General features: G+C 39.6%; 13 protein-coding genes. All 13 read left to right on the top strand.

The annotated features are described in order from the left end of the window. The first annotated feature begins 192 nt into the window (after positions 1-192). Positions 193-1,656 (top strand): MFS transporter, encoded by a 1,464-nt coding sequence (locus tag G6R09_RS04685; protein ID WP_065167171.1) that lies wholly within the window; start codon positions 193-195, stop codon positions 1,654-1,656. A 271-nt stretch (positions 1,657-1,927) separates the two neighbouring features. Continuing rightward, positions 1,928-2,125: a hypothetical protein gene (locus G6R09_RS04680; RefSeq protein WP_146145146.1), complete on the top strand. Its 198-nt coding sequence runs from the start codon at positions 1,928-1,930 to the stop codon at positions 2,123-2,125. A gap of 182 nt (positions 2,126-2,307) precedes the next feature. Further along, the gene (locus G6R09_RS04675; protein ID WP_087844862.1) at positions 2,308-4,023 is read left to right on the top strand and encodes an NAD-dependent malic enzyme; all 1,716 of its coding nucleotides are present in this window, start codon (positions 2,308-2,310) and stop codon (positions 4,021-4,023) included. Between the two features lie 310 nt (positions 4,024-4,333). Continuing rightward, positions 4,334-4,753, top strand: coding sequence for a D-ribose pyranase (gene rbsD, locus G6R09_RS04670; RefSeq protein ID WP_060996789.1), 420 nt, complete (start codon positions 4,334-4,336; stop codon positions 4,751-4,753). A 126-nt stretch (positions 4,754-4,879) separates the two neighbouring features. Next, positions 4,880-6,202, top strand: a complete 1,323-nt coding sequence (gene fucP / locus G6R09_RS04665) for an L-fucose:H+ symporter permease (RefSeq protein ID WP_065167169.1) — start codon at positions 4,880-4,882, stop codon at positions 6,200-6,202. Positions 6,203-6,255: 53 nt separating this feature from the next. Next, the gene (locus G6R09_RS04660; RefSeq protein ID WP_163920758.1) at positions 6,256-7,272 is read left to right on the top strand and encodes an aldose 1-epimerase family protein; all 1,017 of its coding nucleotides are present in this window, start codon (positions 6,256-6,258) and stop codon (positions 7,270-7,272) included. 180 nt (positions 7,273-7,452) lie between these two features. After that, entirely contained in the window at positions 7,453-8,373 is a 921-nt protein-coding gene (gene rbsK / locus G6R09_RS04655; RefSeq protein WP_163920756.1) for a ribokinase, read from the top strand. 32 nt (positions 8,374-8,405) lie between these two features. Further along, the gene (locus G6R09_RS04650; RefSeq protein ID WP_065167166.1) at positions 8,406-9,416 is read left to right on the top strand and encodes a substrate-binding domain-containing protein; all 1,011 of its coding nucleotides are present in this window, start codon (positions 8,406-8,408) and stop codon (positions 9,414-9,416) included. Between the two features lie 197 nt (positions 9,417-9,613). Then, complete coding sequence (locus tag G6R09_RS04645; protein ID WP_163920753.1) at positions 9,614-10,549, top strand: alpha/beta hydrolase; 936 nt, start codon at positions 9,614-9,616, stop codon at positions 10,547-10,549. A 338-nt stretch (positions 10,550-10,887) separates the two neighbouring features. After that, entirely contained in the window at positions 10,888-11,184 is a 297-nt protein-coding gene (locus G6R09_RS04640; RefSeq protein WP_065167164.1) for a SemiSWEET transporter, read from the top strand. 209 nt (positions 11,185-11,393) lie between these two features. Further along, a complete protein-coding gene (locus G6R09_RS04635; RefSeq protein ID WP_163920750.1) occupies positions 11,394-13,838 on the top strand; it encodes a polysaccharide lyase 8 family protein in 2,445 nt (814 codons plus the stop codon). 200 nt (positions 13,839-14,038) lie between these two features. Next, complete coding sequence (locus G6R09_RS04630; protein WP_163920747.1) at positions 14,039-15,328, top strand: anaerobic sulfatase maturase; 1,290 nt, start codon at positions 14,039-14,041, stop codon at positions 15,326-15,328. A 70-nt stretch (positions 15,329-15,398) separates the two neighbouring features. Beyond that, positions 15,399-17,018 (top strand): sulfatase, encoded by a 1,620-nt coding sequence (locus G6R09_RS04625; protein WP_163920743.1) that lies wholly within the window; start codon positions 15,399-15,401, stop codon positions 17,016-17,018. Positions 17,019-17,022 lie beyond the last annotated feature (4 nt).

Here is a 17,022-nt window from a genome sequence, read left to right as displayed (position 1 = left end):
TAAATTTTTATTTCAGATATGTGTTTTTTGTTTTTAATGTTATTTATAGGTGCTATAACTAACAGTACCTAGTGGCGGTTAATTACATTCAGAAAATAAATTTCATCTTTGGTTGTGATATATGTTTATATACTGCCAACTTTAATACTGATATTCGTCTGAATTAAGACAATAAGCATTGTTGATTTTAACATGAATCAAAAAATAGAGATTCAACCGCAAAATACGATCCAGAGTTATATTGATGAGATATCAATAAGTAATCCAGTTACTAATAAATATTCAATGTCAATGACACGTGTGCAATGGCGAATTTGGTTATTAGCAACATTTGGAAAGTTTTTTGAGGGTATGATCGTTTTTATGATGGGGTTAACCCTACCATTATTGACCCTACAATTTCATTTAACAGAGCTACAGAAAGGTATAATTAGTTCCTCGATTCTGTTTGGTATTTTAATTGGAGCAAGTGCTCTGGGTGGGCTATCTGATCTTTATGGACGTAAGAAAATGTTCATTATTGAGATGGCTTTACTCTCTATTTGCTTAATAGGCATGGCAACGAGCCAAACCTATTTGAGTATTTTAGTGTTTAACTTTGGCATTGGTCTAGCTTTAGGGTGTGATTATCCTACAGCGCACTTAATGATATCTGAAAGTATTCCGTCTAAGAACCGCGGTAAGTTGGTTTTGGGGGCGTTTGCATTTCAATCTATTGGTGTTTTGCTGGGTATTTTAACCGGTATTTTTGTATTGACGTATGTAAACGACATCAATGCATGGCGAATAATGTATATTATTGCTTTGATTCCATCATTAGCGATTACGATTGCACGTTTCTTTATTCCTGAAAGTGCGCATTGGCTTTTGTCTAAAAATCGTAAAGCGGATGCTGAAAAATCATTGAAGCGGTTATTACATCGCTCGCAACAATCGTCGATGCCAATTGAAGAAACGCCGTGTGATGATGTTGAGTTATCGTCATGGTTGCATGGTTATAAACGGTTATTTAAAGAAAAATATCGTGCTAAAACTATTTTGGCATCAGTGCCTTGGTTTATTCAAGATCTTGGTACTTATGGTATTGGTATATTTACACCGGTTATTTTAGCATCGGTACTTGATCCTCATCAGGCTACGGGCGGAGATGCACTTCAGAATACGATTGCTAATACGATTTATTTGGCCAAAGGTACTGCAGTTATTGACTGTTTACTTATTGTTGGCGTTATCTGTGCAATTATTTTTTCTGAATCTATTGGCCGTATGAAGCTGCAAATTTATGGCTTTATTGGTTGTGCTGTTGGCTTATTATGTGCAGCTATTTCAGTAAAAATGCATGGTGATTATCAGATGTATCTGCTGTTTTTAGGCTTTATGTTATTTAATTTTATGAATAATCTTGGTCCGAATGCACAAACATATTTGATATCAGGTGAAGTGTTCCCGGTAAAAATTCGAGCTAAAGGTGCAGGTTTTGCAGCATCTGTTGCTAAGTTTGGTGCTATTTTAACGGCTTTTTTATTCCCTATTCTGTTACATGGAATTGGCGTGTTCTCACTTTTATTGTGTTTAGTTGTGACGTCACTGTTGGGCGCATGGGTAACACATAAGTACCGCTTTGAAACATCAGGTAAAAATATCGAGAATTTGTAAATACGGTATTAACCTTTGAATTATTAAGCACCAGTCAGTTACTGATTGGTGCTTTTTTAGTTTTTATCAATAGCTGAGAGCCACATTCGCTATTGTTCCTTGACCTTCCCCTTTGTATAAGCTTTATGATAATACTTTATTGATATGTTGATAAAAGAGAGCCAAATATGAGTTGCTGTAATAAAGCCCCCAAAGGTGGCGCAAGTTTAGGGTTATTATTAAAGTTAATTGGTGGCATTTTTGTAGTGTTATTAATTGCTTCTTATTGGCAGTGAGACACCGTTATGAAACCACCAGTAATTATGAGCCTCATCAGCGTTTAAAGTATCAGCTTTATGGTGATGCCGATCTACAAGCACGAGATAATCTTAATATTACGCCATTTTGTTGCGATAAAGTGGCAATTAGACGAGAAAATTTAGAACTTTCATCTGTTCTTTCACAAAGTATTATCTGTCTTTCTGTATAACTAATAATCACTGATGTTTTTTTAACCAGATATAATTAACAATGCGACTGTTCACATTTTTGTGCTGCGGTTAGGTATACACTCTAGTTCACATGGTGGCTTTGTCATGATGAACAACAATGTTAATCGTTGTTAGTGTTAATAAAGTTACCGGCTATTGTTGTTATACACGGAGACTGAATATGACTATCGGTAAGTACCTCAGATGGAAAGATGCGCAAGGGAAAGTGTTTCGTCCAGTGTCGTTAACCGGCACCGAGTTACTCAATGATCGCACTTTAAATAAAAGTACGGCGTTTACTCAAGAAGAGCGCGAAGCCTTTCAATTAACAGGGTTATTACCGCCACGAGTACAAACGTTTGATGATCAGCTTAACCGAGTTTATGACGGCTTTCGTAGTGCATCAACAGATATCGAAAAATACCTCTTTTTACGTTCATTGCAAGATCGAAATGAAACCCTGTTTTATGCGTTGTTATCGCGTCATGTAGAAGAAATGACGCCGATTATTTACACCCCTACGGTTGGTAAAGCGTGTCAAGAATTTAGCCATCGCTATCAAAAAGCCCGTGGACTATATATTACCGAAGAAAATATCCATGCAATGGGGGAGATGTCGCGCCATTTTATGGGCAAAGACATCAAAATTATTGTTGTAACTGATAGCCAAGGTATTTTAGGTATTGGTGATCAAGGTGTTGGCGGCATGGGGATCCCGATAGGTAAGTTATCACTTTATACGTTAGGTGCTGGAATTCACCCTGCTCATTGTTTACCGATTGTGTTAGATGTCGGGACTGATAACCAAGAGTTACTCGATGATCCGATGTATTTAGGCATTTCACGTAAACGACTACGTGGTGATGCTTATAAGCGCTTTATTAAAGCTTTTGTAAAACAAGTTAAACGTCATTTTCCAAAAGCAGTCTTGCAATGGGAAGATTTCAGTAAAGCCAATGCGTTTGATAATCTAAGCGATTATGAGGATAGCTTACCGTCTTTTAATGATGATATTCAAGGAACTGGCTCGGTTGTATTAGCGGGTATTTTAGGAGCATGTAAGATCAAGCAAGAGCGCTTAGTTGATCAAACCTATGTTATTTATGGTGCGGGCGCTGGTGGAGTAGGTGTTGCTGATCAGATCTATGCCGGATTACTAAAAGAAGGCTGTACCCACCATTCGGCACGGGCAAAAATTTTCATTCTTGATTCTCAAGGGGTGGTGTTTGATGATCGTGATGGTTTAGAAGATTATAAACGTCGCTATGCTAAACCCCGTTCAATTTCAGCTGGTTGGCATGCTGCTGAGTTAGGCAAAATTAGCCTAACAGAGTTAATCAATAATCACCCTGTGACGGTATTACTGGGTGCAAGTGGCATTGGCGGCTCGTTTACAATTGAGCATATTCAAAAGATGATGGAATATACACCAAGGCCAATTATCTTCCCGTTATCAAATCCCACCGCTAATTGCGAAGCTATTCCTGAAGCGATTTATCATTGGAGTGATGGTCAAGCAATCGTCGCAACAGGTAGCCCATTCTCAGATGTTGAATACAATGGTCATCAGTACCGTATTGGACAAGGGAATAATGTGTTTATTTTCCCAGGGGTTGGATTGGCATCAATTGTGTCGCAAACGGAGAAAATCACTCAAGATATGTTTACAACCGCATCTTATGCACTTGCTGAGTGTGTCAGTGATGAAGATATTGCAAGGGGCTGTATCTATCCTAGAATCAGTGCGTTGAAGACAGTATCAATCCATGTGGCACATACCATTTTAACCCAAATGCAAGCGACGGATGCGTGTAGCTATTTACGGAATAAAGATCTGAAACAAGTATTAGCCGAGCATATGTGGGAGCCGGTATACCTTCCTTATCGACGAGTATAAACTTACAACCTTGTAACTATTGTTAAAGCCATATTTTAACCAAATATGGCTTTTTTGCTTTTCTATTTAATTTCACCACTCGCAATCGAAACGTTTCGCTGGTAAAAATGTGAGCGAAATAACTTTTTTAAGTCTGTTTTTAGCCTTGAAAGCGATCATTCTCACAGCTTATATATTTCACTATGGTGAATTTTTTGCAGCGGTTTATTATTCACATCGAAACGTTTCGATAGCGTTTCCTGTCACTTATAAACACCAATTCAAAGACAGATAAATGAGTTATATAACGTGTAACGAGAAGGTCAATTAAATGAAGAAAAGCACTCTAATTAATGCAGAACTTTCGTACCTTGTGGCAACGCTAGGACATACCGATGAAATCACTATTTGTGATGCAGGCTTGCCAATTCCTCAACATGTACAACGTATCGATCTGGCGTTAACCCATGGCGTACCGAGTTTTCTCGATACCGTGAAAGTTATTTTATCTGAATCACAAATTGAAGCGGTGTTGATGGCAACGGAATTTGCAAAAGTCAGCCCTAAGCACCATCAAGCATTACTCGCTGTGCTTGACCAAGAGTGTTTAACAACGGGTAAATCAATTCAAATTGGTTATTTATCCCATGAAGAATTTAAACAACGTACTGCGCAAAGCCGTGCAGTGGTAAGAACCGGTGAATATACGCCGTATGCCAATATTATTTTCCAAACAGGCGTGGTGTTTTAAGGCATAAATCGAACATCTGGTTCGTTAGTCTATATCGAGTTGTTGCTCCATATAGATAAGGTCTACCTAAATATAAACAAATATCGCCCACGCTACGCGGTGTGGTGATTTTATGGAAGATACATTATGTTTATTAAAAATAATACAATTCAACATGCGGACGGTTTTTTAAATAAAACGCCAATATTCCAATTTTTATTATTATCGTCCGTGTTTGCACTTTGGTCTGCGGCTGCAGCGCTAAATGATGTATTGATTACCCAATTTAAATCCATTTTTGAACTGTCTAATTTTGCTTCAGCGCTGGTACAATCGGCATTTTATGGCGCTTATTTTTTAGTCGCAATCCCGGCATCGATGGTTGTTAAAAAATCCTCTTATAAATTGGCAATACTGCTTGGTTTAGCGTTATATATTTTAGGCTGTTTAATGTTCTTTCCAGCATCCCATGCTGGCACCTATACCATGTTCCTAGCTGCAATTTTTTGTATTGCGATTGGATTGTCGTTCCTTGAAACCTCATGTAATACTTATTCTGCGATGATTGGTGAGCCTGAGCGTTCGACACTGCGATTAAATATTTCTCATACTATTAACGCGATGGGTTACATCATTGGTCTATTACTTGGTAAACATCTTATTTTCCAAGAAGGTGTTGATGTTGGTCATATGATGGCGACCTTGACGGGACCTGAACTTGCCGCTTTTAAAGAACAAGTGTTACAACAAACATTAGAACCTTATAAGTGGTTAGTGGGTGTGATTGCAACGATTGCAATTTTAATTGCTGTGACTGAATACCCTAATTGTAAAGCGGCGACCGACAGTAAAGATAATCAGCCTTCGTTTGGTGAAACACTGTCTTATTTGATGGGTAATAAGCGTTTCTTTAAAGGTATTGTGACTCAGTTTGCTTATGTTGGTATGCAAGTCGCAGTATGGTCATTCACGATTCGTTTAGCGTTAGAGTTAGATCATAATATGGTTGAGCATGATGCGGCTAACTACTTATTGTATGCCTTCATTATGTACTTCTTAGGTAAGCTATTCGCGAACTACTTATTCACTAAAACCTCACAAGAAAATGTATTAATGGGCTATTCAGCCGTCGGTTTTGCTTGCTTGATGTATGTAACTTTTGTGCCTAACTTCAGTGCTGTTTGGGTTGCAGTAGGAACATCTGCGTTATTTGCGCCTTGCTGGGCAACGATTTTTGCATCAACGCTACAGTCTGTTGATACTCGTTACACAGAGACCGCGGGTGGTTTTGTGGTGATGTCTATTATCGGTGGTGCGGCTATTCCTGTGATTCAAGGCTTACTTGCCGATAATATTGGGCTTCAGTCATCATTCATTGTTAGTGCACTCTGTTTCGCGGTGGTATTCGTTTATTTCATGAGTGAAAAGCAATACAAGCAACGATTCAATTTTGTGGTTGCTAAAGCGTAATGTTTAACTGTGACCACTCAATAATGGGTGGTCAATTTTGTGAGGAATTAAAGATGTTTACCTTGCCGTTATCTAAAGAAAACTTTACCAAGCAAAGAACGTTGATCGCTCAATCTGAACATTTTGAAATTCATAGTTTTCTGTATAACTCAGGCGTCCATGCGGTTGAAATTAAAAATGCCAAGGGCCATTTAGTGGTACTGCCTTTTATGGGGCAGATGATTTGGGATGCACAGTTTTTGAATACCGACTTGTGTATGAAAAATATGTTCTCTGAACCTAAATTTGCCAAAACAATTGTTGAAACTTATGGCTGCTTTGCTTTTCACGCTGGCATGATCCGCATGGGATGCCCATCCCCACAAGATGATCATGCACTACATGGGGAAATGCCTTGTGCCACCATGGATAGCGCGTGGTTAGAAATTAATGATGACAGTGTTGTTATCAAAGGCAGTTATGAATATGTAATGGGGTTTGGTGATCATTATTTAGCGACACCTTCCGTAACGTTGAATAAAAACGCCAGTGTGTTTGATATTCAAATGGTGGTGAAAAACCTTGCCAGTGTAGATATGCCGTTGCAGTATATGTGTCATATCAATGCGACCTATGTTGAAAACGCCGTGATGACACAAAACATACCTGATGCAGCATTAATATTACGTGAAACAGTGCCTGCCCACGTACAACCGACACCGCAATGGTTGGCATACAACGACAGTTTAAAAACATCAGCACCGATTTCAATGTTGAACAATCCTGACATGCATGATCCTGAAATTGTGTATTTCATGGATGATATCGCAGGTTATGCTGATCGAGCGGTGTTTAAAATGCAACTTAGTGACGATAAATTTATGCAGACTGAGTTTAATACCCATGAATTTAATTGTGCTACGCGGTGGTTATTATGTAATGGCGATCAACAAGTCGCGGCGTTTGCATTACCAGCAACTTGTCGACCTGAGGGCTTTTTAGCCGCTAAAGAGTGTGGCAGCTTGCTGTATCTTCAACCACATGAAGAACGTTGCTTTACTGTGCGTACTGGTATTTGTCAGGGCGTATAACTAATTGCTATATGTGTGTTTTACTCTTTTCTTGACCATTGTTAGTTCGGTTAAAGGGAAGAGTAAAATAGATACTTTTGCTTTTTTGTCTCATGGTTAATTGCTGATTATAAAAAATCAAAAGCATCTATTTTTGTTATCTTGTATTAGAAAAGCTCACGAAGAGCCGAGGAAAATCCTATGAATAAGTTAGTGGTATTAGGTAGTGTTAACGCTGACCATGTTCTGCAAGTCCCTTCTTTTCCACGTCCGGGTGAGACGCTTCATGGGCGTAACTATCAAGTTATTCCTGGCGGAAAAGGGGCAAACCAAGCAGTGGCTGCGGCACGTTTACATGCCGACATTGGCTTTATTGCTTGTGTAGGAGATGATTCGTTTGGCATCAATATTCGTGAAAATTTCAAAATCGACGGTATTGATATCACCGCTGTGAAAATGCAACCAAACTGTCCTACAGGCATTGCCATGATTCAAGTATCAGACAATGGTGAAAATAGTATCTGCCTTTCTGCAGAAGCGAACGCTAAGCTAACCGCAACGGCAATTGCGCCTGACTTAGAGCGTATTCGCCAAGCCGATTATTTATTGATGCAATTAGAAACCCCGTTATGTGGGATTGAAAAAGCCGCCCAAGTAGCAAAGGCTGCCAATACGGTCGTGATTCTAAATCCAGCACCAGCACGCGCTTTATCTGATGATTTATTAGCGTGTGTGAATATTATCACGCCCAATGAAACCGAAGCTGAAGTGTTAACTGGCATCACGGTGACAGATGCTGACAGTGCGCAACGCGCGGCTAATGTTCTGCATGCAAAAGGCATTAAGACTGTGATGATCACCCTTGGCGCCAAAGGTGTATGGCTAAGTCAGAATGGTAATGGTGATATTATTGCAGGGTTTCGTGTTGAAGCGACCGATACAACCGCCGCAGGTGATACCTTTAATGGTGCGTTCGTGACTGGTTTGTTAGAAGATTTACCTTTAGAATCAGCAGTTAAATTCGCTCATGCTGCTGCTGCCATTTCGGTTACTCGCTTTGGTGCGCAAACCTCGATTCCAACTCGTGATGAGGTTGATGATTTTCTAGCTCAGCAATCATAGTGTAAGCAAGCACTTAACTAAGGAAAAATAACATGGCAACGATGAAAGATATCGCAAAATTAGCAGGGGTTTCTACATCTACTGTGAGCCATGTTATTAACAACACCCGCTTTGTCAGTGATGAAATATCAGCCCGGGTTAATAATGCCGCTAAAGAACTTCATTACAGCGGGCCATCAGTATTGGCGCGCAGTTTTAAGGTTAATCGCACCAAAACCTTAGGCATGTTAGTGACCACATCAACCAACCCTTTTTTTGGTGAAGTGGTTAAAGGTGTTGAGCGTAGCTGTTATCAACAGGGTTATAGCCTTATTTTATGTAATACCGAAGGTGATCACCAACGGATGCACGAATCAATTAATACCTTATTGCAAAAGCGTGTTGATGGCTTAATTTTGATGTGTTCGTCATTAGAAGGCGAGCAGATCGATGTGTTTGAGCATTACCCTGATATTCCCGTTGTGGTGATGGATTGGGGCTCAATGTTATTTACTAGCGATAAGATTCAAGATAATTCGCTACGGGGTGGCTATATGGCAACTCAATATTTGATAACCGCAGGCCATACTGAGATTGGTTGTATTACCGGGCCTTTGGTTCGTTACCAAGCGCAAATGCGTTATGAAGGTTATAAACGGGCGATGAACGAGGCAAAATTAAGTTTTAATTCAAGCTGGATTGTCGAATCTAATTTTGAATGTGAAGGTGGCTATACTGCCTTTATGGAAATGTATCAGCATGGCCGTTTACCGAGTGCCATTTTTGTGGCGAATGACATGATGGCAATGGGGGTTATCAATGCGGCTAATGAATGTGGGGTTAATATTCCTAATGATTTATCCGTGATTGGTTATGACGATATTCATATCGCAAAATTTATGTCACCGGCATTGACCACCATCCATCAGCCAAAGTATCGATTAGGACAGGCTGCAGTGGAAACCTTACTTAAACGATTAGATAATCCAGCCAGTGATGCTCAAACCATTCAACTTGAGCCAACTTTAGTCACTCGTAATAGTGTGAAGATTATCGCGAATTAATCTGTCGTATCTGCCAATATTGAACAACATAATATGTGACTAAGATGATAAGTTTCCCCGCTTATCATCTTTTTTTTGCTCAAAGAGTATCAACTAACACCAATAGCTTATAATTTAGATATCGATATATTATCGATGACATTGATGTTCTTCATGTCATGACTCAATAGATAACGTTGTGAAAGGAGAGCAGGCAATTGAAACGTAAAATAGACGACTCATTATCAGTGTGGCTTGATGAATTTAATCTGCAATTGGCGGCATTAAATGCAACAGGCGTTCCATTGAGTGCAACGCGCGCGCGGCAAGGATTAGCCACTATTACCCAGTCATTGGTGACTGATATCCCCCATATAGCAATGATTACTGATGATGCGATTGAACATGTACCGATCAGGGTCTATCATCCGCAACCTCTACAGCCATTACCTATTTTGATGTATTTGCATGGTGGCGGCCATGTTGCCGGTAGTATTGCTGTTTATGATCCTGTTTGTCGTAAATTGGCACTAGCCAGCCAGCATATTGTGGTTGCCATTGATTACCGTTTAGCGCCTGAACATCCTTATCCTGCTGCTGTGGATGATGGTTATTTGTGTTTGCAGCAGTTATTGCCTCAATTGGATAGAATGGCAGTTAATTATTTACCACAAGTTTCTATTGGTGGTGATTCTGCGGGGGGCGCACTTGCAGCTACATTGTGTGCATTGGCTCAACAAGACAATAGAATATCAATCCATAAGCAAGTACTTATTTATCCAAGCCTTGATTACACTTTATCTTTACCTTCAACGGTGATTAATGGCCGTAATTATTTTCTCCAGACAGATAAAATTGAGTGGTATTTTGATCAATATTTTGCAGCTAAAGATGATAGATATAAGGCCTCGCCATTATGGCTAGCGATTAGTGAACATTTTCCGGCAACATTAGTGATCACGACCGAGTTTTGTCCCTTACGTGATGATGGTCGCTATTATTATCAGAAATTATGCCAGCAAGGTGTCAGTGCTCAGCATTATCATGTGCCGAATATGGTGCATGCTTTTTTAAATTTAGAGAATGTAGTACCGACCCATTGTCAGCAAGTATATGAGAGAATAAATACGTTTTTAGCTATAGACGAGGCGTAAAACAAATAAAGTCGTAAGTAATAATTGGAAAGATAACTTACGACTTAATGCTGAAAAGAAATAAGTTTCATTATTCAAAAATTGATTCTAGTAGTGAATATAAGCCACGCAGTAAATCCATATAACACCTTCCATAGTGAGCTATCTTGTTGGTATACATTGTCATTTGTTCTAAATCTAGAATAGTGTGATTACACATTAAGTCAATGGCAGTTGAGTGAAAAAAGTGTATATTGTGAATATTGATCACGATTTGTTATTAAATAGTAATCAATGGTGTTTTATCAATATCTTTTGAGTGGTATTAATCACAACATCGACTGACATGAGGATTATGGATGATAACTCGTTTTAAGCATTTAGCTGCAGCATTTGAACCTTTTATGTTATTGATGGGAGTTGTAGGTCCATTAGCAACACTGCCACAGTTATATAAATTATTTTTTTCTCATAGTGAGCATGCTTTAGGATTATCGCTAACCACTTGGGTGCTTTATGCGCTCCTCGCTGCATTATGGGCTGTGTACGGTTTTGTTCATAAAAACCCACCTATTTGGGTTGGCAACAGCCTTGGATTTTTAATGGATATGGCAATGGTTATGGGTATTTTTTGGCATACAGGTGGTACGTTTTAACGCTATGTATGACTGAGGTATATAGCTAGTTTAATAATGGTCATTGTTTTCGCTTTTACAGATATTCAACTTTCAGTTGTGATGTTGTGGCTAAAAGTAAAATAATGGCCATTTTTTGATCGAGAAATAGTGATATCAGTGCTTTTTTGCTTTCATTTTATCCTTTATCGTAACCAAACGAAAATTAATAACGGAAGGATAAAGGAATAATGAAACATGCTAATTTAGCGGTATCTATTGCCGTAGCGTTATCAACATTGATCGTACCTACCTCTGTATTTGCTCAACCTAACGCTACCTCGATAGTTAATCATCAACAATCACAGCCGTTAGTGGAGTATCAAGCATTACGCCAACGTTGGGCGACGAGCTTTCTTGGTGATGCGACTATTCCTTTTGATGACACTTTAAAACAAACCGTTATTACAACCAATAATGCCGCAGATCGATATTGGTCATCAATGTTAACTGATTCTACCCGCACTAGTTTGTGGAGTGATGTGGTATTAGATCTACAAACGGATGCTGGCAAAAAAGTATTAGGTGCCAATATTCGTGCTTCTTATCAACGCTTATTTGATATGGCAAAAGCTTACCATTTACGTGATGGGCAGTTACAGAATAATGCTGAATTACTGAGTGCCATTATTGATGGTATGGCATTTCTAAATCAACATTATTATAAAGTTGGCGCGCAAGAATGGGGTAACTGGTGGCATTGGGAACTGGGTACGCCAAAAGATATTCATAATATTTTAGTATTGTTATATGACCAATTACCGCCACAATTAATTACTGCTCACACGCAAGCCACCCGTTATTTCACGCCAGAAGCTACCCATTTAGGTGCCGGACCTGGTGCTGATGTGTCAAGTAATCCTCATTACCGTTTATCGACAGGGGGGAACCGTACAGATAATACTCAAGTGGTTATTCTGCGCGGTATTCTAGATAACAATAGCGCTGAAATAGAAGCTGCTATTGCCGCTTTATCACCTGTTGTGGCTGAAGTGACAACCAGTGATGGTTTTTATAGTGATGGTAGTTTTTTACAGCATTATGATATTGCCTATAACGGTACTTACGGCAATGTGTTACTCAATGGCCTCGGTGCACAATTAGATTTAGTCGCAGGATCGCCTTGGCAAGCAACTGATCCAGTACTTAAAAATATTTATCCGATTATTTTTAAAAGTTACGCGCCATTATTAGAGCGCGGTAGCATGATGGAATTTGTCAATGGACGTGCAATATCTCGACCCAAAGAACAAGGTCATCATGTGGGCCATTTAGTCATTGCATCACTATTGCATTATATTGATGGTGCTGAGCCTCAGGCAAAAGCACAGTTGCAAAATCTGATTAAAACTCAAATTACTCAAGACACATCTTTTGACTTGTTCACCTCGATTAAGCATGTCGGCAATTACCAAAAAGCAAAAGTACTCGTGGCTGATACCACTATTAATGGTGAACAACAACAGCAAGGATTCTTTAACTACCCAGCGATGGATCGGGCGGTCTATCGTGGTGATGACTGGAGCTTCAGTTTAGCGATGCACTCTAGTCGGTTAGGTAATTTTGAGTGTATGAATAATGAAAATAAACAAGGGTGGTTCACCGGTGATGGCATGGGTTACCTCTATAATGGTCAACTTGATCATTACCACAATTATTGGCCAGCAGTAAACCGTTACCGCCTTGAAGGTACCACGGTTGATAACCAAGTAATGGCTGATTGTGATGGTCAGCGCAATCAAATTAGAGGAGGGCGTCAAACACAAATGGATTGGGTTGGCTCGCTACGTTTTGATGATATTGGTGCTGCGGGAATGATGTTCAGTAATTGGAATAATACCCTCACGGCTAACAAATCATGGTTTATGTTTGAAGATGAAATTGTGATGCTTGGTTCTGATATTAAGTCGACGACACCAGCAGATATAACCACTACTGTAATGAACCGAAAATTAGCCGATGTCGGTAACAATAAGTTGTTTGTTAATGGTAAACGCTGGCAACCACAGTTAAACCATACTATGAAGTTACGCACATTAACTCTGACTAATAGCAAGCTTGATGACAGTGATATTAGCTATGTATTTCTAAAACCAACAACTGTCACCGTTGAACAGCAGTTAAGAACAGGTGATTGGAGTGATGTTGGTGTACATAGTGGACAAGTTAGCGCCAATTTTGTTGCTGCAACTATCGCACAAACAGCTGCAAATGATCACTATGCTTATGTATTAATGCCTAATGCTGATAAAGAGGATGTACAAGATTTTATTGATGAAATGCCGATTAAAGTACGTCGTAACGATAATTTAGCCCATATTGTCACCCATAAAGATCAAGCTATAACTGCTGCTAATATATGGACAGATCAAGGTGTTAAAGTCACTAACCAGCTTAGTGCATTTTCAAAAATGGCGCTGATGGTTGAAAAAGATGATCGTGAGTTAAAGCTTGCGGTGAGTGATCCATTACAAACACAAACAATGTTACATCTCAGCTTGCATAAGCCGGTTGAAATTGAAACTGATATTGAGCAACGGTTGCAGCTTGATGGTCAGGGAAATCTGATGATTAATGTCGATGGGTTAGTTGGCCAAAGTTATGCCTTTACACTAAAAAGAGTTGCTGCTGACTAATTATTGAGTCACTGATATAGCCGTCACTAAATAGATAATACAATTTCTATTGGTGACGGTTTTTTTCATTTGGTGTTTTTTTGATAAAAAAACTTACGTTATCTTTCATTTTGTTTTGTTTGTGATCTTAGCCGCTTTAATCTTTCGTTTTCTTTCGTATGATGCCTTATCAGTATTTCGAAAGCATTTAAAGGTTAATTATGGCGCAGTCCTCATTTCCGTCTCAGCAAGCACGTTTTCATATGATGGCTAAGCCAACCAGTTATCGCTGTAATTTAAAATGTGATTATTGTTTCTATTTAGAAAAAGAAACTGTTGTCGGTAATACCAGTGCTAACCGTTGTAGCTCGACTGTAAATACTGCGACTTCAAGTGCTACTGTGGCGAGTAGTGATCAAATGTCAGATGCAACCCTAAAGCGTTATGTACGTCATTATATTGCCAGTCAAAATAGTAACGATATCGACTTTTCATGGCAGGGGGGAGAGCCGACGCTCGCGGGATTAGACTTTTATCGTAACGTGGTTAAATACCAAGCCCAATATGGCGCAGGGAAAAACATAACCAATAGTTTTCAAACTAATGCGGTAGCTATAAATCGTCAGTGGGCGCAATTTTTTGCAGAGCATAAGTTTTTAATCGGTGTCTCAGTTGATGGTACGCCAGATGTTCATGATAAATATCGTATATCTGTTAATGGTAAACCTACTTTTGAACGGGTTAAAAAAGCGATTGAATTACTTTTAGAATATCAGGTTGAATTTAATATTCTAACGGTTATCAATGATCAAAATTGGAACAAAGGCCGTGAAACCTACCGCTTTTTAACTTCATTAGGCGCCCGCCACTTACAGTTTATTCCTATTGTTGAAGTTCAACCTCAATATCAGGCCGATAGTAGTGGTCATTATTCACCGCAAAAAGACGCACCATTAACCCATTTTTCTGTGCCTGCTGATGGTTATGGTCAGTTTATGAGTGAGGTGTTTGATGAGTGGTTACAGCACGATGTTGGTACAGTGTTTGTACGCATGTTTGACAGTATTTTAGCGACATGGCTTGGTTATCCCGCTTCTGTGTGTGTGCAGTCAAAACAGTGTGGTCAAGCGATGGTGATTGAAGCCAATGGTGATATTTATTCGTGTGATCACTATGTTTATCCCGCTAATAAACTGGGCAATATTGCTAATACCGATCTGGTTAAGTTAGCCACCAGTAAACAGCAACAACGGTTCGGAAATGCGAAATCGCAAAAATTGACCCAACAATGCCAGCAATGTGAGGTCCATGGTTTGTGTTATGGCGGTTGTCCGAAACACCGCTTGGTGACTGTGGCAGGCGAAAAGCATAAACAAAATTATTTGTGTCGCTCATACCAACAGATCTTCCGCCATACCGCACCTGCAATGCATATGATGAGTCAGGCGATTCAGCAAGGCGGAACTGCGGTAGATGCATTGCCTTATTTAGCCCAATTACGCTCAGCATAATATTGATCATTAAATTGAATTTTAAGACGTATTGCTGTGTGTTACAGCAGTATATTACAAGGAGTATACAATGAACCTGTCCTCGACGAAGAAGACAATAATTGCAAGTTTTGTGGCTGCTGCTTGCATGACCTCTGTTGCTGTAGCAAACGCTGCTCCAACAACGGCCATTGAGAAACAGCCCAATGTGTTATTAGTAGTTATGGACGATCTGGGGACAGGTCAGTTAGATTTTGCATTAGACAGTTTGAATAAAAAAACCTTAGCTGAACGCCCAGTACCCGTTCGCTATCAAGGTGATTTTGATAAAATGGTCGATGCAGCTAAGCGGGCAATGCCAACCGTTGCAAGTCTCGCTCAGCAAGGCGTGAAAATGACCAACGCTTTTGTGGCTCATCCGGTTTGTGGTCCTTCACGTGCAGGTATTTTTACGGGTCGTTATCCAACCAGTTTTGGTACTTACAGTAATGATGATGCTCTGCAAGGTGTACCGCTAGATATCAAATTATTACCGGCATTATTTCAAGAGAACGGTTATAACACCGCTAATATCGGTAAATGGCACAATGCTAAAATTAGCAGTAAAAATGCTGTTGCTGATAATAATAAAACCCGTGATTACCATGATAACCAAATACCGGTAACCCCAAAAGAATATGCGCCAGAAAGCCGTGGCTTTGATTATTCTTACAGTTTTTACGCCTCTGGTGCCGCGTTATGGGATTCACCTGCTATTTATCAAAATGGTAAAAACATTCCAGCACCGGGTTATTTAACCCACAACTTAACCAATGAAGCGTTGCAATTTATCGAGCAAAGTGACGATAAACCGTTCTTTATTAACCTCGCTTTTAGTGTGCCACATATTCCATTGGAAGAAGCGTCACCAGCGAAATATATGGAGCGTTTTAATACTGGTAATGTTGAAGCCGATAAATATTTTGCGGCGATCAATGCTGCCGATGAGGGGCTTGGGCAAATAGTTGAACTGCTTAAGAAAAAAGGTGAGTTAGACAATACACTGATATTTTTCTTATCTGATAATGGCGCAGTACATGAATCGCCAATGCCAATGAATGGTATGGATCGTGGCTATAAAGGCCAGATGTACAATGGCGGTGTACGGGTACCGTTTGTGGCATATTGGCCTAAACATATTCCTGCTGGTGGCACTAACGATACTCTGATCTCGGCATTAGATATTCTTCCTACAGCATTGACTGCTGCGGGTATTAAGATCCCTGCTGAAATGCAGCTTGACGGTAAAAATATTTTGCCTGTGCTTGAAGGTAAAACGCAGCAATCGCCGCATCAATATATTTATTGGGCAGGCCCTGGTGCGAAGCATTATAGCGCAGAAAACGATGCGTTCTGGCATGGCTACTGGAAATGGATCACCTATGAATCTAATGACATTCCTAAAAACCCAAATTTAGAAAAATTATCTAAAGGTTCATGGGCAATTCGAGATCAAGACTGGGCATTGTATTTCTATGATGATGGCACCAATAGCGTGAAATTATTTAATGACAAGCTTGATCCAAGTGAATCAAAAGATCTGGCTCAGCAATATCCACAAAAAGTGAAGCAAATGAAACAAGCTTTCTATGAGTGGATCAAAGATAAACCAAAGCCTGTTGCATGGGGACAAGATCGCTACCAAGTACTAACAGAATCAGCAAAAGGTTAATAAC

This window comes from Photobacterium sp. Alg240-V54 (genome assembly GCF_900537155.1).
Taxonomy (GTDB): domain Bacteria; phylum Pseudomonadota; class Gammaproteobacteria; order Enterobacterales; family Vibrionaceae; genus Photobacterium.
The sequence above is the reverse complement of the archived record's forward strand: the minus strand, read 5'-3'. Positions and strand labels throughout refer to the sequence as shown.

Excerpts from the sequence above, each read along its gene's own strand:
- rbsD (WP_060996789.1), top strand. The coding sequence starts at position 4,334 with ATGAAGAAAAGCACTCTAATTAATGCAGAACTTTCGTACCTTGTGGCA.
- G6R09_RS04675 (WP_087844862.1), top strand. The coding sequence starts at position 2,308 with ATGACTATCGGTAAGTACCTCAGATGGAAAGATGCGCAAGGGAAAGTG.
- G6R09_RS04640 (WP_065167164.1), top strand. The coding sequence starts at position 10,888 with ATGATAACTCGTTTTAAGCATTTAGCTGCAGCATTTGAACCTTTTATG.
- G6R09_RS04685 (WP_065167171.1), top strand. The coding sequence starts at position 193 with ATGAATCAAAAAATAGAGATTCAACCGCAAAATACGATCCAGAGTTAT.
- G6R09_RS04630 (WP_163920747.1), top strand. The coding sequence starts at position 14,039 with ATGGCGCAGTCCTCATTTCCGTCTCAGCAAGCACGTTTTCATATGATG.
- G6R09_RS04660 (WP_163920758.1), top strand. The coding sequence starts at position 6,256 with ATGTTTACCTTGCCGTTATCTAAAGAAAACTTTACCAAGCAAAGAACG.
- G6R09_RS04625 (WP_163920743.1), top strand. The coding sequence starts at position 15,399 with ATGAACCTGTCCTCGACGAAGAAGACAATAATTGCAAGTTTTGTGGCT.
- G6R09_RS04635 (WP_163920750.1), top strand. The coding sequence starts at position 11,394 with ATGAAACATGCTAATTTAGCGGTATCTATTGCCGTAGCGTTATCAACA.
- rbsK (WP_163920756.1), top strand. The coding sequence starts at position 7,453 with ATGAATAAGTTAGTGGTATTAGGTAGTGTTAACGCTGACCATGTTCTG.
- fucP (WP_065167169.1), top strand. The coding sequence starts at position 4,880 with ATGTTTATTAAAAATAATACAATTCAACATGCGGACGGTTTTTTAAAT.
- G6R09_RS04650 (WP_065167166.1), top strand. The coding sequence starts at position 8,406 with ATGGCAACGATGAAAGATATCGCAAAATTAGCAGGGGTTTCTACATCT.